Origin of the sequence: Streptomyces sp. DH41, from assembly GCF_029813785.1 — a bacterium.
Lineage (GTDB): Bacteria > Actinomycetota > Actinomycetes > Streptomycetales > Streptomycetaceae > Streptomyces.
Window position 1 is genome coordinate 45177 of record NZ_JARVKY010000004.1, and the last position, 16625, is coordinate 61801.

Here is a 16625-nt window from a genome sequence, read left to right on the forward strand (position 1 = left end):
ATGCCCACGAGCCCCGATCCCATCGCCCTCCCCGTCACCGCCGTCACCTGTCTGGAGGACCGGGCACTCGTCGAACGAACCGCGGTGCTCGACCTGGCGGCCGGTACCCAGCGCCTGCGTCTGGGACCGGTCAGTGCCCTGGCCGTCGACCACAGTCTGCAGGCCGAGTTGCCCGCCGACTGCCCGGCGACCGTGCTCGACGCCCGGATCGTACGCGAGTGGACGCCGCGAGGGCCGGGGCCCGCCGACGACGACTCCGCCCTGCGCCACCGTGTGCGGGTCCTCGAAGAGGAGCAGCACACGGTGGGACAGCGGCGTGAGCGGCTGCACGCCCGCCTCGACCTCCTCGGTCGTCTCGCCACCGATCTGCTGCGGGAGATCGGCGAAGGCGCGGGCCTCGGGGAGACCGACAAGAGCCGGTGGGCCCGCGAACTGGACCGGGTCGACGAGGAACGCGACACCCGTGGCGAGCGGCTGCGGGTGGTGAACGCCCGGCTGACCGCGCTCGCGGCCGAACTCTCCGACGCCCGGCATGCCCTGGAGCACGCCGAAACGGAACCCGCCGAGCTGGTCGGCCACGTGGAACTGACCGTCCGCGCGACCGCCGCCGGGCCGGCCGGGCTGCGCGTCACCCATCTCGTCCCGTGCGCCCTGTGGCGGCCCGCCTACCGGGCCGTACTCGACGCGGACTCGCTCACCCTGGACACGCACGCGATGGTCTGGCAGCGCACCGGCGAGGACTGGTCCGGCGTACGGATGACTCTGTCGACGGCCCGCAGCACGCTCGCCACCCAGCCTCCCCGGCTGGAAGAGGACAGGCTGACGCTCCGGGACCGTTCCACGGAGGAGCGCCGCGGCATCCAGGTCGAGCTGCGCGAAGAGGACATCGCCGACCTGGGGCCCGCACCGGTGGAGGGCCTGCCGGGAGTCGACGACGGCGGCGAGGTCCGGGTCCTGCGCTGCGGCGCCCCGGTCTCGGTACCGTCCGACGGGCGGGCACACCGTGTGCCGCTCTCCTCCTTCACCACAACCGCGAGCAGGGAGTACGCCTGTTCACCCGAGTTGTCCCCACTGGTCGGCCAAGTGGTGCGGCTCGGCAACCGCTCCGGCCACGCGCTCCTCGCCGGGCCCGTGGACCTCGTCAGCGGCAGTGGCTTCCTCGGTCGCGGCACCCTGGACTTCACCGCTCCCGGCGCCTCGGTCGCCCTCGCTTTCGGCAATCGCGACGACCACCGGGTCGTGCGAGAGACCGAGGAGACCCGTGACACGGCCGGTCTCACCCAGCGGACCGTTCTCACGCGCACCGTCCGGCTTCACCTCTCGCGTTTCTCGGGGCCCGCGGACCAAGAGGAACACATGATCGTCGTACGGGAACGCATCCCGGTCTCGGAGACCTCGGCGGTGGAGGTGAGCCTGCGCCGGCAGGCGTGTTCCCCCGCGCCCGACGACGTCGACGCGGACGGCGTCGTCCGCTGGGACGTGCTCCTCCCACCGGGCGGCCGGCGCACGGTGGAACTGGTCTACGAGATCACGACGAGCGCCAAGGTGAAGGGAGTGTGACCCGCGCCCGGCGAGATTCCGGACGGGGCCCTCCGGCTCACCGTGCGACCGTCGGACGGCGCGGCGGCCCGGGGGATGATCCGGTCACTCCTGTGCCGGGGCGAGCACCACGAAGTCCGCGTTCGACGGGTCGAGGCAGACGGCCAGCCGGCCGACGCCCTGCGCGTCCTCGGGCCCCATCTGCACGCTGCCGCCGTTCTCCGTGACCGCGGCGACCGCGGCGTCGCAGTCGGTGACGGCGAATACCGGGTGCCAGTACGGCCGGCCGTTCGCCAGGGCGAGGTCCTGCTCGCGGAGCTGCATGAGACCGCCGTGCATGCGCTCCTCGGGAAGGCCGGCGGGAGTGATGAGGGAGTACGTGCCCCCGCCGCCCGGCATCTCCATGTCACCGAACTGCCAGCCGAAGACACCGCCGTAGAACTCCTTGGCCGCCGCGGCGTCGCTCGTGTACAGCTCGGTCCAGGAGAGCGACCCCGGCTGGTCCACCAGCTCGACGCCCTTGGTCGTGCCCGGCTGCCACGCGGCGAACTGGCCCCCCGAGGGGTCGCTGTACTGCGCCATCCGGCCCCAGTCGTCGAGGTCCATCGGCGCCACCCGCACCGTGCCGCCACCGCCTCGCACGGCCCGGGTCGTGGCATCCACGTCGGTGACGCGGTAGTAGATCATCCAGGCGGAGCGCGCGCCCTCCTCGGTGAGCTTGCCCAGCCCGGCGACGATCTTGCCGTCCTTGCGGAACATACCGCCTTCCACGTCCTCCCCCATGGACTCGTAGTCCCAGCCGAGCACGGCACCGTAGAAGGCCGCGGTGCCGGCGACGTCGGGCGTACCGATGTCGATCCAGCAGGGGGAGCCGGGGGCGAAGTCGTTGGTGATCACGGCGATTCCCTTTCGCAGTTCCTGTACGGACTCAGCGTGACACCTCGTGCCGGCACCCGCCCGTCGTCCTGGTCCGGCGTACGCCCCGCGCCCTGCGCGCCTCCTTCACCCGTGCTGCTCCGTGTAGTGCGCGCGGAGCAGGTCGGCGCCCCAGTCGTGGCGGACGTGCCGCCAGACGGAGTGGGCGTGATTGCCGTCGTCCTGGGTGTTGTCGTACTCGATGAGCAGATCGGGGCCCCGGACGCAGTAATAGTGCCGCTCCCCGGGCGCGCGGCCACCGGCCCAGGCGAAGGAGAGGCCGGCCGGCCCGCGCGCCACGATGTCGGACCAGCACTCCCGTGCGTACGCCGGGGGTGCCCGGTCGAGGTAGCGGCGCACCAGGCGCTCGAGCAGCCGTCGCTGTCCGGACGTCATGTCGGCGTACGCCAGGCCGGCCGGCAGCAGGTCCGGATCGGCGAACGGATCGGCGCGGGTCAGGATGTCGTCGGGCGGCGTCGCGGCGAAGACCGCCGCCGCCCGTCGCAGGGGGTCCAGGTCCGTGACCAGCTCCCGGGCCAGATCCTCCTCCGGCCCCAGCAGCCGGCGTCCGGCCTGCGGACCGTCCGTGACGCGCGCCGGCTCCGCACCGACGAAGTGCGGCGTCACCCGGATCGCGCCCGCCGTGATCAGTACGTGTACGGCGAGGTGATGGCCGTTCATCCGCCATCCCCAGGGCCCGTCGCCGTCCGGGTCTCCGAGCAGTCGCACCCAGTAGCGGTCGGTGCCCGCGGCGCCGGCCGTGGCCCGGCGGTGGCGCTCCACCTCGATCGCCCCGCGCGCCAGCTCCGCTCCCGGTGCGCTGTGCGCCGCGGCCAGCAGCGCGTCGACGGCCTCGCGCTGCCTGCCGTCGAGGCCCTCGGTGGACAGACCGGGACGCGGGCCCGGCAGATAGGTCCACTCCCTCAGCTCGGGCGCGTCCAGCCGGGCGGGTGCCGCGCGCAGCTCGCTCACCTGTCCCGGGTCCAGTACGGACAGCAGCGCGTGCACCGCCTCCCGCATCTCCACCGCCGTCGCCTCCGATCGATGGACGTCCACCGTTCCCCTCCTCCGTCTCGGCGCACGCCATGGGCATCCGCGCAGTGGTGTCACCCCTTATGACCATGGTGCGTCACCCGGCGGCGACCCAACAGCGGCGGGCCCCGCCACCGCCGCCGATGAGAGGGCCGGCCGGCGCCGGACCTGACGGCGCCCGGCTCGATCACGCGGGGCCGGTGCCGGTGCGAGCCTGCGGGGACGCCCGCCGGACCCGATCCGGAGCCGGTGCCGGCGGTTCCGGCGGTCCCGGCAGCCCGGTGGGACCGGCTCCCGGTGGGGCCTCGCCGGGTGCCGGCTCGGCGCTCTCGTCGAGGAAGCCGCCCGACTGGTGCTGCCACAGCTTGGCGTAGACGCGGCCCGCCTCGAGCAGCTCCTCGTGGGTGCCCTGCTCGACGACGTTCCCCCGGTCGAGGACGACGAGCCGGTCCATGCCGGCGACGGTGCTCAGGCGGTGGGCGACGACGAGGGCCGTACGTCCGTCCATCAACCGCCACAGGGCGTCCTGGACGAGGATCTCGCTCTCCGAGTCCAGCGCGCTGGTCGCCTCGTCGAGCAGCAGGATCGGGGCGTCGCGAAGGACCGCCCTGGCGAGGGCGACCCGCTGGCGCTGACCGCCCGACAGCTTCACGCCCCGCTCCCCCACCAGGGTGGCGAACCCCTCGGGGAGCTGCTCGGCGAACTCCGTGACGTGCGCGGCCTCGGCCGCCGCGTGGATCTCCTCGTCGGTGGCACCGGGCCGGGCGAAGGCGATGTTGTCCCGCAGACTGCGGTGGAACATCGCGGGCTCCTGCGGAACGTAGGCGATCAGTGAGCGCAGATCGGCCTGACGCAGCCGGCTGATGTCCTGACCGCCGATCAGGACGCGTCCTGCGTCGATGTCCGCCATGCGCAGGAGGAGTCGGGTGAGTGTGGTCTTGCCGCCACCGGACCTGCCGACCAGACCGATCCGTGCCCCGCCGGGGACGTCCAGGTCGAGACCCTCGAAGATCGGCTTCGCGCCCGCGTGCGCGAAGGTCACCGCTTCGAAGCGGATGCCGGTGTCCCGTGGCGCGACCGGTTCGGGCTCGGTCGCGTCCAGCACGGTGGGCGGGTCCAGCAGCAGCTCCGTGAACTGCGCGGCCTCGGTCACCGAACTCTCCAGACGCCGGTAGATCTGGTTGAACTCGAACATGATCTGGGTCGCGTTGGAGTAGTAGGTGAAAGCGACGACGATCTCCTCCACTCCCTGGCCGGAGCCCCGGAAGGCGATGGCGACCAAGAGGCCGAGCACGTTGGTCAGCACGGACATGGGGGCGATCAGGGTGTCGACGCGCAGGTTGCCGTAATCCCACGACCTCAGCGCCAGGCGCCGGGACTCCGCGACGCGGCGGCGGTGCTCGTCGGCTTCCCGCCGCTCGGCCGCGAACGCGCGGATGGTCTCCATGTTCATGAGGCTGTCGGCGACGTGACCGGAGACCCGGGCGATCGCCGCCTCACGGTCGTTGACGAGCGCCTGACGGCGACGGATGAGGGGTGCGGCGCTCACCACAGTCAGTACGATCATCAGGAGGAGACCCGCGACGAGCATCGGTTCGTAGTGCCAGAGCACCACGGCGCCGAAGAGCAGCGGCACGAGGCTTCCCACGATCCGGTACGTCACGGTGTCGACGAAGTCCTCGAAGCGCTTGCCGAAACTCAGCACGCGTTTGGTCAGGGAGCCGGCGAAGTTGCCGTGGAAGAACGCCACGTCCTTGGCGAGGAGTTCGTCCATGCCGCTCACGTACAGGTGCTCCATGCCGAGGGCTTCCACGCGGTTCAGGCAGTGCTGGGCGATCCGCCACACCGTCTCGGCCAGCAGCAGCACCACGCCGAAGCCCAGCACGTACGGCATCGCCGAGGAGAGGGTGAGACCACTGTCGTCGGCGGCCTGCCCCGCCAGTTTGGCGACCAGCAGCGGGGCGACGTAGCGGATGCCGATGTTGCCCACGGCCGGCAGGAGCAGCGCGGGCAGGGCCAGTCGTCGCAGGCGCAGCAGTTCCCGGCCGTAGTGGCGCAGCGCGAGGACGACCGCGCTCCTGCCCGGCGTCGGCGCCTGCGTTGTCGTTGCCGCCATCACTCTCCCGAAGGTCGGAAGACGGAAGTTTCCCGTTGGACGACGGCACCGGTCCAGGCATTTACCACGGATGGATGAGAATCGGACACGGCTGCCCGCCGACGCTTGATGTGTCGACCCAGGCGGCACCGCCGTCGATCGCCGCGCCGAAGATCTCCGGTTTGCCGAGGAAGACGCCGGTGGGCGGAGTGCCGACCAGGCCGAGCGGACAGACCACGAGGACGGCTGCGAGACCGGGGCGGTGACGGGCCAGACCTCGGTAGTCGTCCAGGCGGCGGGCCCTCGGCAGCGCTGCCACGACCGCGAAGGCGCCGAGGTTGGTGGCCGCGTAGGCGGCCAGGTGGAACAGCAGGCTCTTGAGGGCGAGGTCGCTGCGGCCGGCGACGGCGAGGGCCACCAGGAGGTAACCGACCTGGCTGATGGCGGAGTAGGCGAGCAGGCGCTTGACGGAGGTCTGGGAGAACGCGGCCAGACCGCCCAGCGTCATGGTGACCGCGGCGAGGACGGCCAGCGGCAGCGGCCGGCGCCCGGGAGATTCCGGGCCGGCCGTCGACCCGTGGCAGCCGCGTCACAGTCCGGTCCAGGCCGTCCTGTCCGCTATTCCTGGTACTGCGTCAGGTCAATGCCGAAGACCGCGAGGTCGTGGCCGTGGACCGGGTGCTGTGCAGTACCTTCCGCCTGCATGCCGAGCTTGTCCAGTACGTTCACGGAGGCGCCGTCGCCCGTCCGGCATACGGCGACCACGCGATCGAGGCCACGGTCCTGAAGGGCGAACTCCAGGGTGGCGTGCGCCGCTTCGGAGGCGTAACCCTGCCCCCAGAAGACCCGTCCGAGCCGCCAGCTGATCGCCACCTGACCGGCGACCTCGGCCGGGGCGTCGGCAACGGACAGGCCGACAGCGCCCGCGAGCTCGCCGGAGCCCAGGAACTCGACCGCGAACATCCCGAACCCTTCCTCGTCCCACTCCTCCTCCCACGCCTCGATGTCCTCGGCGGTCTGCTCCAGGGAACGCGGCCTGCCGTCACCGATGCCCTGCATCACCACCGGGTCGGCATGGATCTCGGACAGGGGGACGAGGTCGTCGTCCAGCCATCGGCGCAGGACAAGACGGGGGGTGCGGATCTCGATCATGTTGTCATCCTGCCGACACGGCGACGGGAACGCGAACCGCGGGGCCGGACGAACGAGCGCGCCGCACTGCCTGCGGGGCATACCGGTCTGTTCGAGACCTCGCGGCGGGGTCTTTTTCGGGACCCCGCGGCGCGTGGTGCGTCACTCACTCCCGGGGTGAGTCCCCGTAGCGGGCGGCGATCGCGGCGGCGCGGTCGCGCAGGGAGGCGCGCAACGACCTCGGGGCCAGGGCTTCCGCGTCCGTACCGAGCTGCCACAGCGCCCATTCGGCGTGCCGGGAATCCTGGAAGGTCGCCTCCAGCCGCAGCCAGCCGTCCTCATCGGGTTCTTCCGCGCGGACGGCCAGCGCGGTGTCCAGCAATTCCTCCCGCCGCGCCGGGTTCATCCGTACCAGCACGGTGACGTGGTCACCGTCGGAGAGGAACCGCGCCGAGCGTTCCCGCCAGATCCGGTCCAGATCGACCCGGTCGGGCCGCTGCGCGGTTTCGGGGAGTTCCTCGGCGTCCCGCACCCTCGACAGCCGGTAGGTGCGGTCCGCGCCCGACCTCGTTGCCAGCAAGTAGGCCCGGTCGCGCACGGTGACCAGGCCGATCGGGTCCACGGTGCGCCACCGTGGTGCCTGGCCCGTGGCCGCGTAATGGATGCGCAGCTTGTGTCCGGCGAGCACCGCGCGCCGTACCTCGATCATCGTGGTGTCGGACACCTCCTCGGTGACCAGCCGACGCGAGAGCAGATCCGTCTCCGGGTCGACGAGAAGTCGCCGGGTGGCGTCGCCCGCGGTGGCCCGATGGCTTTCGGGCAGCGCGTCGACCACCTTCCGCATGGCCGAGGCGAGCGCCGAGCCGAGGCCGAACACCTGCTCGCCGCGCCCCGATCCGGCGGTCAGCAGGGCGAGGGCCTCGTCGTGGTTGAGTCCGGTGAGCTCGGTCCGGAAGCCGGGCGACAACGCGAACCCGCCGTGCCTGCCGCGTTCGGCGTAGACCGGGACGCCCGCCGCGGACAGCGCCTCCATGTCGCGCAGCACGGTGCGGGTGGACACCTCCAGCTCGCGGGCGATCGTGTCCGCTGTCAGCCGACCGTGCCGGCGCAGCAGCAGCACCAGTGAGACCAGCCGATCGGCACGCATGCGAGGACTTTAACCAGATACATGACCAAGGGTGTCGTGATTCGCTGGGAGGCTCTTCGACACGACGTCGGAACTGGTGGCCACCGAGCCGATGGACGTACGTGCTTCCGATGGATCGAATGGAGCTGATGCGGCAGTGGAACGAACAGCGGTCAACCCGGTGACGTGGTCGGTGGCGATGGGATTCAACCAGGGGGAGGTCGTCTCCGGGCACACACGGACCCTGTACGTCTCGGGGCAGACCGCGATGAGCGGCGACGGCAGGCCTCAGCACGACGGCGACATCGCGGCGCAGTTGACGCTGAGCGTCGACAACCTGGAGGCGGTGCTCGGCGAGGCCGGCATGTCCCTCGGGAACCTGGTCCGGCTCAACGTCTACACGACCGACGCCGATCTGCTCCTCCAGCACTACGGCGTGCTGGCAGCGCGGTTGGGCGCCGCCGAAGTGGCGCCCGCCTCCACGATGCTCGAGGTGACGCGACTGGCGGTCCCCGGCCAGATGGTCGAGCTCGAGGCGACCGCCGTCGCGTGACGCGTCCTCGTCGGCCCTGCCACTCGTGCCGGTCGAACCGGCACGAGTGGCAGGGGGACGGGTGGTTACCCGTGCTCGGTGTCCTGGGCGAACGCGCCGAGCGCCCACAGTGACGTTTCACACAGGACTGCGATGCCCTGGCAACTAGTCCGTGTTGTCCGCCATTTACCTGACGTGTCTCGCGTCACCTATGTGGCAGATCTATACAAAATGGACAAGTCCTACGTTCAACAATAGCCGATTCACACTTCGTGCAGAACACTCATGAACGCCGTCAGTACGACAGTTCGGATTGAAGAGAGTGCGCACGGCTATGACCCACTCACCCGAAACGCCCGAAGTACCCATACGCCCGTACACGGTTACGGCCGCCGAGGTCGTCCCCGGCGATCTGCTCGCTCTGTCGGGCGAGGACGCGGCGCGGCACCGGTGGCACGTCGTCACGCACACGCAGCCCACGTCCCCGGAAGTGATCCGGGTCACGCTGCGACCGCCGCTCGGCGGCGTGGACCACGAGGAGGCCCTACGACGCGAGCAGCGGGTGACCGTCGCCGGGCGGCGCCTGGACCCGGACGCGGTGCCGACCGGGAGCTCGCCCGCCCTCGACGACGTGGCCTTCCGCGACGGGGACCGGGTGCACTGCCTGCGGGCTGTCGACCCGCAGGCCCAGGGCGTGACGTACGTCCGTCGCTGGGGCGCATGGCACCGGGACACGGAAGAGAACCAGGATGACGGCGTGACCGACGCCCAGGTACGCCGGTGGGCCGCAGCGGCCGACCGGGAGGGCGAGGTCGTACGGCACGAGCCGCGCGCCGTCCGGGAGGCCGAGGCGGCCGGAGGACGGCGTGTCGTCGTCACCGGGCTCGGTGCCGTCACGCCACTGGGCGTCGGTACGGACGAGTTGTGGCAGGGGCTGCTCGAAGGGCGGCATGGCATACGGGAGTTGGCGGGCGAGGAGTTCGACGGGCTGCCGGTGCGCATCGCCGGCACCGTGCCGGTGGACCCGGCCGGACTGCTGCCTCGCCGGTCCGCGCGACGGATGAACCGCGCCGCGCAGTTCGCCGTGCTGGCCGCGCGGGAGGCCTGGGCCGACGCCGGTTACGCGGACGGCGGTACCCGCGAGAGCGGCCTCGACCCGGAGCGGGTCGGAGTGAGCCTCGGTGCCATCCTCGGCGACGCGTCGGTACTCGTCGGCGGGGACCGCGCACTGCGGGAGAAGGGACCGCGCGGAGTCTCACCGCTCACCACGCCGATGACGGTGCCCTCGCAGGCGGCCTCCCAGGTCTCGCTCGACCTGCACATCACCGGTGAGGCGCGAACCGTGACCAGTGCGTGCGCCTCCGGCACCGAGGCGATCGGGCAGGCCGTGGACCGCATCCGGTACGGCCGGGTCGACATCGCCCTCGCGGGCGGTGCCGAGGCGGTCGTCACGCCGGCGATCATGGCGTCCTTCGCCGCCATGCGGGCACTGGCCGACGGTGACCCGTCAGCGGGTTCGCCGTCGCGGCCGTTCGCCAAGGACCGTGACGGCTTCGTCAACGGGGAGGGGGCGGGGGTGCTCGTCCTGGAGTCCGAGGAGCACGCGCGCGCCCGTGGGGCTCGTATCTACTGCGAGGCCGCCGGATGGGGGCTGTCCGCCGACGCCCACCACGTCGCGGCGCCGGATCCGTCCGGCGACGGCATCGCGCTCGCGCTGCGACGGGCCGTACGCGACGCCGGCGGCCGGCTCGCGGACGTCGTCCACGTCAACGCGCACGCCACCGCGACGGTCGACGGCGATCTCGCCGAGGCACGGGCCCTGCGGGGCGTGCTGGGACGGCGCGAGGTACCGGTCACGGCCCTCAAGGGGCACATGGGCCACCTCCAGGGTGCCGCGGGCGGGGTCGAGGCCGTCGCCGCCGTACTCACGCTGCACCACGAGGTGATGCCGCCCACGGTCGGCTGCGCGGAGCTCGACGACGCGATCGACCTGGACGTCGTACGCGCCGGACCGCGTGCCCTCCCGGCCTCCGGCGACCTCGTGCTGAGCAACTCCTTCGGCTTCGGCGGCCACAACGCGGTGCTGGCCCTGCGCCGGGTGGGGTAGGGCCCTACCGCAACGCCTCGCCGGCTCCAGGCCCCGGAGGGAGGCGGATGCCGCCTTCGGGCACCCACGTCCAGGCGTCACCGCCGAGTCCGTCGAACGGGTCGCCGTCGCTGTCCGGCCAGCCGAGCGCACCGTCGGCGTGCAGGGCGGGCCGGTAGCCGAAGGCCGTGCCGCCGCGGTGCAGCGCCGCCTCGACCTGCTCGACGTAGTCGACGAGGGTGCCCAGCGCGAAGTCCACCTCCCCCGCCTCCCCCCATGCCCCGATCCGACCGTCCTCGGGATCGAGGAAGAAGCCGGACATGGAGGAGTCGAGGGTGTCGGCGGCGAAGGGGATGAGCCGGTCGTACTCCCCGTCGATGCCCTGGTGTACCGGATGCTGGGCCACCACTTCGTCGAGGGGGAACCAGGCGAAGCCGGTGTGGATGCCCGGGCCGGGCAGGAAGAGAGCGGCGGCCCACTGCGCCTCCCAGGCACGGGAGGCGTCGTCGGCCGGTGCGGGCAGCGGTCCCCCGGCGTGCGGGTGGTCCCCGAACCGGTCCTGGTCGTACCCCCGGCTGCCGTCGTGCAACAGGTAGAGCGCCCTGAGAGCCGGGGGAAGGGGGAAGCCCGTCGTGGCCTCCCAGCGCTCGATCCGGTCCGGGGCGGCGGGCGGGTTGAGCATGGCGTGCGAAGCGGGGGCGTGGCGTTCCAGCCACGTCTCGATCCGCTTCCATGCCCGCTGTACGCGTATGAAATCGTCGCTGCTGGTCACAGCGCGAAGGGTATCGATCAGGGTGTCGATCGTTGGTGGTTCCGCGGGCCCAGGTCGGCGTGCACCAGGTGGTGGTCCGAGTACGGGGTGGGGTGCACGCGGTGTTCGAGGGGGACCAGGCCACGCAGGAAGACGTAGTCGAACTTGCTGTGCCAGTCGGTGGTCAGCTTGCAGGTACCGGCGGAGGGGGGATGGCACTGGGGGTCCGCGTCGTCGGCCAGGGTCCACATCCGGGCGAGTTCGGGAGCGTCGGGCACGGCGTTGAAGTCGCCGAGGACTATCGCGCGGTCGTGCCGGGCGACAGCCGCGGCGAGTACTTCGGTCTGGCCCGCCCGGATCGCCTCCTGACGTCGATGGGCGAGGTGTGTGTTGAAGACCCGGACGGGCTCGCCGCCCACCATGGTGGTGACCGCCATGTACCCGCGGTCCTCGGATCCGCCGTCGGGGTACTCCACGTTGACGTGGTCCGTCATCGGTGCCGCCGAGAGGACCGCCTGGCCGAAGGCCCCCGGATTCCACGGCGTTCCCCCGCACCGGCTCCGGTGATCGAGAACCGTCCCGTACTCGACGTGGTAGACAAGCCCGTAAAGGCTCTCCAGGTAGGCCCGGATTCGCTCGACGTCACGCACGCACGCTTCTTGCATGCCGACGATCTGGGGAGCGTACGTGGCGATCTCCGCCGCCAGCTCGACGTCGCTCTCCTGGCACGGGTTGCAGATGTTCCACGTCATGACCCGGTTCGGTACGACGTCTCTGGGAGCGTCGGAGGGCAGCGGCCTGACGACGAGGGAATCGCCTGGTGCGCTGGGGCCTGTCAACAGCAGGCATGCCACGGTTGTGGCACCCGCGAGCAACCGCGCGCCCCTTCCGAGCACCATGGCCTCCCCAAGATGTGTACTCATGGCACCTGACGTCTTGAGACACAAGGTTATGGGACGCGGGTGTCGTCGAACGGCCAGAGGTGCCCGGAGATCTCCTCGTGACCGACGACGACCTCATCCTCACCGTCCGCGCGCACGTGGCCGCTCTGCCGTGCAAGGCACGTTCATTCGCCGTCGGTCCAGAGGTAGGTGACGGTCACCCAGCCGTTGTCGTCGAGGCCGACGTTGTAGAAGGTGCCGTCGGCCAGATCGATGCCGGCCGGGTTGGCGACCAGTCGGCCGAACTCGTCGCGTCCGCCGTTGTAGCCGTTCTCGTACGCCGCCTGCGCCTCGGGGAGGCCCCGCGGCAGATCCTGCCACTGCTCGCGCTGCGCGGAGGGGTTCCAGTGGTCGTCGTGCGTGTTCCACGGGCCGACGTCCCACACCGGTGCGGTCTCGCAGCGGACCGGCCCGCACACCTGCACCGCATACTGACCGCTGTCCTTGGGCGACAGGGCCCGTCGTGAGGGGAGCGCCACGAAGTGGTCGTCCTCGCGGATGACGTGGCCGTTCGCGGTGGTGTGTCCGACCAGGCCCTCGCGGGTGGCGTAGACCCGGGCGGAGAAGGCCGAGGCCGCCTTCGGCGCGGGTTCGGCGGGGGCGCTGCCCATGTCGTCCGCCGTCAGTGTCAGCGCTCTCACCGCGGCCGTGGCCCCGCCCTCGGTGTTCCACAGGGTGAGCCGGGCCTGGACGTCGACGACGTGACGCGGCAGCTGCGCCGGGGTGCCGGTCGCCGCCCGCCGCCACTCTGTCCAGGTTCCGTCGGCGGCCCGTCCCCGTACGTCGACCTCGACGCTCGCCGCCGCGGGCACCGTCGCGTCGAGGCCCACGGTGACCCGGTCGACCGGCCGGTCGAGGTGGTGTGTCTCCAGCACGGCGGAGGCGTAGCCGCGGTCGCGGTCCAAGGAGGCGGGATTGACGGAACCGTCCCGCACCCGCAGGGTGCCCCCCTCGTACTGGACGTTGACATCGTCGGCGCCGGTCCGGGACAGGTCCGGGCGCCAGGACGCCGAGGGGGGCGACGGCTCGGCGGCCGGAGCCGGAGCCGGAGCCGGAGCCGCGGCCAGTGTCGTACCGGCGAGGGTGAGCAGGCACGCCATGACGCTCAGCGCGTGCGTGGAGCGCGGTCCGCGGCGCGGGGCGGCGCCGCCGCGCCGGGTGGGGCGGACGGGACGGGTCAGCATGTGGGCACTCCTGGGAGCCGGGCGTCATTGACGTCCATGAAGACGTCGGAGATGCAGCCGCCGTGGTCGGGGCAGGCACGACGGACGTCGTTGCCGTAACCGTCGTACTCGACGAGTCCGCCGTGGACCTGGCAGGCCACGCGGACGGACGTCGGTCCGGGCGGGGTCACCACCCGGGCGGAGTCCGTCGACGGCTGCTGACGGATTCTCACGTCCGCGCCCCGGATCGGGAAGGGTGTACCCGTGGTAGCGACATCCACGTTCACCATTCCCCGGCACGGTCGCCCGGCGTCCCCTCCGCTGACCTTGTGCGCCGGCCGCCGACCCGGCGCCGAGCGCCCGGGACGGGCGGTTCCGTACCCTGGCGGCATGCGCATGCGCCCCACTCTGAGCTGGACCCCTGACGAGGACCTGCCCCCGGGCAGCACGGATCCGGGGCCAGTCGCCGATGCGCTGAGCGCCGGTGGTGTGCTGGTGCTCAGCGGGGCGGGCATCTCCACGGAGTCGGGTATCCCCGACTACCGGGGCGAGGGCGGGAGCCTGAGCCGGCACACCCCGATGACCTACCAGGACTTCACCGGCAGCGCCCAGGCGCGACGCCGGTACTGGGCGCGCAGTCATCTCGGCTGGCGCGTCTTCGGCCGCGCCCGTCCCAACGCCGGGCACCGGGCGGTGGCCGCGTTCGGACGGCACGGCCTGCTCTCGGGTGTGATCACCCAGAACGTCGACGGCCTGCACCAGGCCGCCGGCAGCGAGGGCGTCGTGGAACTCCACGGAAGTCTGGACCGGGTCGTCTGCCTTTCCTGCGGCGTCCTCAGCGCGCGCCGTGACCTCGCCCGGCGACTGGAGGAGGCCAACGCGGGCTTCGAGCCGGTGGCCGCCGGAATCAACCCGGACGGTGACGCCGACCTCACCGACGAGCAGGTCGGGGACTTCCGCGTGGTGCCCTGCGCGGTCTGCGGGGGCATGCTCAAACCGGACGTGGTGTTCTTCGGTGAGACCGTGCCGCCCCGGCGGGTCGAGCACTGCCGCACGCTGGTCCGTGCGGCGGAGTCCCTGCTGGTCCTGGGGTCGTCACTGACGGTGATGTCCGGGTTGCGGTTCGTACGCCAGGCGGCCCAGGACGGGAAGCCGGTACTGATCGTCAACCGGGACCCGACCCGGGGCGACCGGCACGCCCGCACCCGGGTCGCGCTCCCGCTGGGAACCGCGCTCACCACCGTGGCCGCACGGCTGGACATCCCCGTCGACGGCCCGGGACCCCTGCCGCCCCGAAGCTGACCGGCCGGTCCGGCGGCTCGGGCCCGAGGAGCCCGCGGCACCTCACCGGCCGTCTCGCCCGGACGTTCCGGTGTTGCCCGGGCCACCGGCGTTCAGATGCTGCAGCGCCTCGACCAGTTCCTGGCAGGCCCGTTCCACCGAACGTCTGGTGTTGAGCTGTTCGCTGATCACGGCGGACAGCAGGAGCGCGGTCAGGCCCAGGGTCCCGTTGAACGCCTGGAGCTTCATCATGGTCTCGACGTCGGTCAGTCGCCCGAAGGAGCCTGCCTCGTCCCTGGCGGCGACGGTGGCCACCACCGAGGCGAAGAGGGCGCACGGCATGCCGCCGGCCAGCTGGAAGCGCAGCGCGGCCCAGATCAGGATCGGGTACACCAGGAACAGGACACTGACCGAGCTGTACGTGACCAGCGGTACGAGTACGCACACGACGAGGGTGAGCCCCGCGGCCTCACCCCATCGACCGGACGGGGGCGGCAGGCGGGCCCGGTGCAGCAGAAGCAGCAGCGGGGTGACGATGACGACGCCCATGGCGTCACCCACCCACCACGCCAGCCAGACGAGCCAGAAGTCGTGGGTGGCGAGTTTGTCCGTGAGGACGAGTATGCCGACGCCCACCCCGGAACTGATCAGCATGGCGGTCAGCGCCCCCAGGAACACCAGCGCGAGGCCGTCGCGCAGCCGGCTGAGGCTCACGCGGAATCCCACCGCGCGCAACATCAGGAGGGCACACAGGGGCGCGGCGGTGTTGCCGATCACGACTCCGGCGGCCGAGAGCCCTGGCACGGTCAGGGACGCGACCACCAGCAGGGAGCCGACCGCGATACCCGGCAGGCACCGTACTCCGAACAGCAGCAGGCAGGCGAGCGCGACGCCGGTGGGTGGCCAGATGGGGGTGACGACCGCCCCGTCCGCGACCAGTTGCTGCGACAGCCCCAGCCGCCCCGCCGCGTAGTAGCAGGCGGCGACGAGCAGCGTCTCGCAGACCAGGACGAGCGGTCGCGGCCAAGCACGGATACCCACCACAGCAGTCATCAGACACCGCCGTCACCGTGTCAGCGAGGCGAGTCGTACCGGGTGCCTCCCTACGGCGTAACAGCGCGCCCGTCATGACCGACGACCAGCACCGCCGCGTCGTCCTCGTGTCCCACCAGCTCGGCGTTCCTGAGCACGGCGGCCGCGAGTGCGTGCGCCTCCATCCCCGCCACCGCGGCGATGCCCGCCAGCCGTACGACCCTTTCGAGCCCCTCGTCGACGCTGAGGGAGGGGCCCTCCACCACACCGTCCGTGAGCAGGACGAAGACTCCGCCGGTGGCGAGCTGGTACCGGGTCACCGGGAAGTCGGTTCCCTTCAGGACGCCCAGCGGCGGTCCCCCTTCGTCCTCGGAGACCTCCGCCTTGCCGTCCACCGTGGCCCACACGCAGGGGATGTGCCCGGCCCGCGCGCTCTCCAGAACGCCGGTGGCCGGGTCGAAGCGCATGAAGGTGCACGTGGCGAAGAGGTCCTTGTTCAGGGAGAGGAGAAGATCGTTCGTACAGGCGAGCAGGTCACCGGGCTCACTCGTCACGGAGGCGAGCGCCCGCAGACCCACGCGTATCTGCCCCATGAAGGCCGCCGCGTCGATGGCGTGGCCCTGGACGTCTCCGACGGAGAGGCCGATACGGCCGTCGGGGAGTACGAAGGCGTCGTACCAGTCGCCGCCCACGTTGAGTCCGGAGTAGGCGGGTGAGTAGCAGGCCGCCAGGTGGAAGCCGGGGACCACGGGCAGGTCCGCGGGAAGCATGTCGCGCTGCAGTGCCACGGCGAGCTCCACCTGGGAGCGCCGGAGCTCGGCGAGTTCCCGTGTCCGGGTCGTCAGCGAAGCCAGCCTGGCCAGCAGCTCTTCGCCGTCAGGTGCGGGACGCTTGCGGAACATCGACCACTCCCGGGCCGGACGGCCTCTGGACGGGCTTCACCGTGCGGTTCGCTACAGCCCTGGCGGGCACCGGGCACTGCCAGTGTCTCACTCAACTCG

General features: G+C 71.7%; 15 protein-coding genes and 1 pseudogene. 4 read left to right on the forward strand and 12 right to left on the reverse strand.

The annotated features are described in order from the left end of the window. Complete coding sequence (locus QC283_RS08910; RefSeq protein ID WP_279560840.1) at positions 1-1560, forward strand: mucoidy inhibitor MuiA family protein; 1560 nt, start codon at positions 1-3, stop codon at positions 1558-1560. 84 nt (positions 1561-1644) lie between these two features. Here QC283_RS08910 and QC283_RS08915 read toward each other — a convergent pair whose 3' ends face one another. From QC283_RS08915 to QC283_RS08940, 6 genes and pseudogenes are all read right to left on the reverse strand, one after another. After that, entirely contained in the window at positions 1645-2436 is a 792-nt protein-coding gene (locus QC283_RS08915; RefSeq protein WP_279560841.1) for a VOC family protein, read from the reverse strand. 105 nt (positions 2437-2541) lie between these two features. Next, positions 2542-3510 carry a DUF3500 domain-containing protein gene (locus QC283_RS08920; RefSeq protein ID WP_279560842.1) on the reverse strand — a complete coding sequence of 323 codons (969 nt, stop codon included), beginning with the start codon at positions 3508-3510 and terminating at the stop codon, positions 2542-2544. A gap of 163 nt (positions 3511-3673) precedes the next feature. Beyond that, a complete protein-coding gene (locus QC283_RS08925) occupies positions 3674-5602 on the reverse strand; it encodes an ABC transporter ATP-binding protein (RefSeq protein ID WP_279560843.1) in 1929 nt (642 codons plus the stop codon). A 115-nt stretch (positions 5603-5717) separates the two neighbouring features. After that, positions 5718-6122 (reverse strand): annotated as a pseudogene (locus QC283_RS08930) (proton-conducting transporter transmembrane domain-containing protein); the annotation flags it as partial. Positions 6123-6199: 77 nt separating this feature from the next. Then, positions 6200-6733 carry a GNAT family N-acetyltransferase gene (locus QC283_RS08935; RefSeq protein WP_279560844.1) on the reverse strand — a complete coding sequence of 178 codons (534 nt, stop codon included), beginning with the start codon at positions 6731-6733 and terminating at the stop codon, positions 6200-6202. A gap of 145 nt (positions 6734-6878) precedes the next feature. Then, complete coding sequence (locus QC283_RS08940) at positions 6879-7859, reverse strand: helix-turn-helix transcriptional regulator (RefSeq protein WP_279560845.1); 981 nt, start codon at positions 7857-7859, stop codon at positions 6879-6881. Positions 7860-7995: 136 nt separating this feature from the next. On the opposite strand from QC283_RS08940, the gene QC283_RS08945 reads away from it, so the two are divergent. Together QC283_RS08945 and QC283_RS08950 are read left to right on the forward strand one after the other, a co-directional pair. Beyond that, on the forward strand, positions 7996-8391 hold the full coding sequence (locus tag QC283_RS08945) for a RidA family protein (RefSeq protein WP_279560846.1): 396 nt from the start codon (positions 7996-7998) through the stop codon (positions 8389-8391). Positions 8392-8704: 313 nt separating this feature from the next. Next, complete coding sequence (locus QC283_RS08950) at positions 8705-10477, forward strand: beta-ketoacyl-[acyl-carrier-protein] synthase family protein (protein ID WP_279560847.1); 1773 nt, start codon at positions 8705-8707, stop codon at positions 10475-10477. Between the two features lie 4 nt (positions 10478-10481). Here QC283_RS08950 and QC283_RS08955 read toward each other — a convergent pair whose 3' ends face one another. From QC283_RS08955 to QC283_RS08970, 4 genes are all read right to left on the reverse strand, one after another. Further along, positions 10482-11228, reverse strand: coding sequence for a hypothetical protein (locus QC283_RS08955; protein ID WP_279560848.1), 747 nt, complete (start codon positions 11226-11228; stop codon positions 10482-10484). A 17-nt stretch (positions 11229-11245) separates the two neighbouring features. Then, complete coding sequence (locus QC283_RS08960) at positions 11246-12106, reverse strand: endonuclease/exonuclease/phosphatase family protein (protein ID WP_279561149.1); 861 nt, start codon at positions 12104-12106, stop codon at positions 11246-11248. Positions 12107-12273: 167 nt separating this feature from the next. Next, a complete protein-coding gene (locus QC283_RS08965; protein WP_279560849.1) occupies positions 12274-13332 on the reverse strand; it encodes a hypothetical protein in 1059 nt (352 codons plus the stop codon). Next, entirely contained in the window at positions 13326-13544 is a 219-nt protein-coding gene (locus QC283_RS08970) for a hypothetical protein (RefSeq protein ID WP_279560850.1), read from the reverse strand. The genes QC283_RS08965 and QC283_RS08970 overlap by 7 nt, the downstream gene beginning before the upstream one ends. Before the next feature lie 157 nt (positions 13545-13701). On the opposite strand from QC283_RS08970, the gene QC283_RS08975 reads away from it, so the two are divergent. Beyond that, positions 13702-14613: an NAD-dependent protein deacetylase gene (locus QC283_RS08975; RefSeq protein ID WP_279560851.1), complete on the forward strand. Its 912-nt coding sequence runs from the start codon at positions 13702-13704 to the stop codon at positions 14611-14613. 42 nt (positions 14614-14655) lie between these two features. Here QC283_RS08975 and QC283_RS08980 read toward each other — a convergent pair whose 3' ends face one another. Both QC283_RS08980 and QC283_RS08985 read right to left on the reverse strand, forming a co-directional pair. Next, entirely contained in the window at positions 14656-15645 is a 990-nt protein-coding gene (locus QC283_RS08980) for an MASE1 domain-containing protein (RefSeq protein ID WP_279560852.1), read from the reverse strand. A gap of 50 nt (positions 15646-15695) precedes the next feature. Next, positions 15696-16526: a PP2C family protein-serine/threonine phosphatase gene (locus QC283_RS08985; protein WP_279560853.1), complete on the reverse strand. Its 831-nt coding sequence runs from the start codon at positions 16524-16526 to the stop codon at positions 15696-15698. Positions 16527-16625 lie beyond the last annotated feature (99 nt).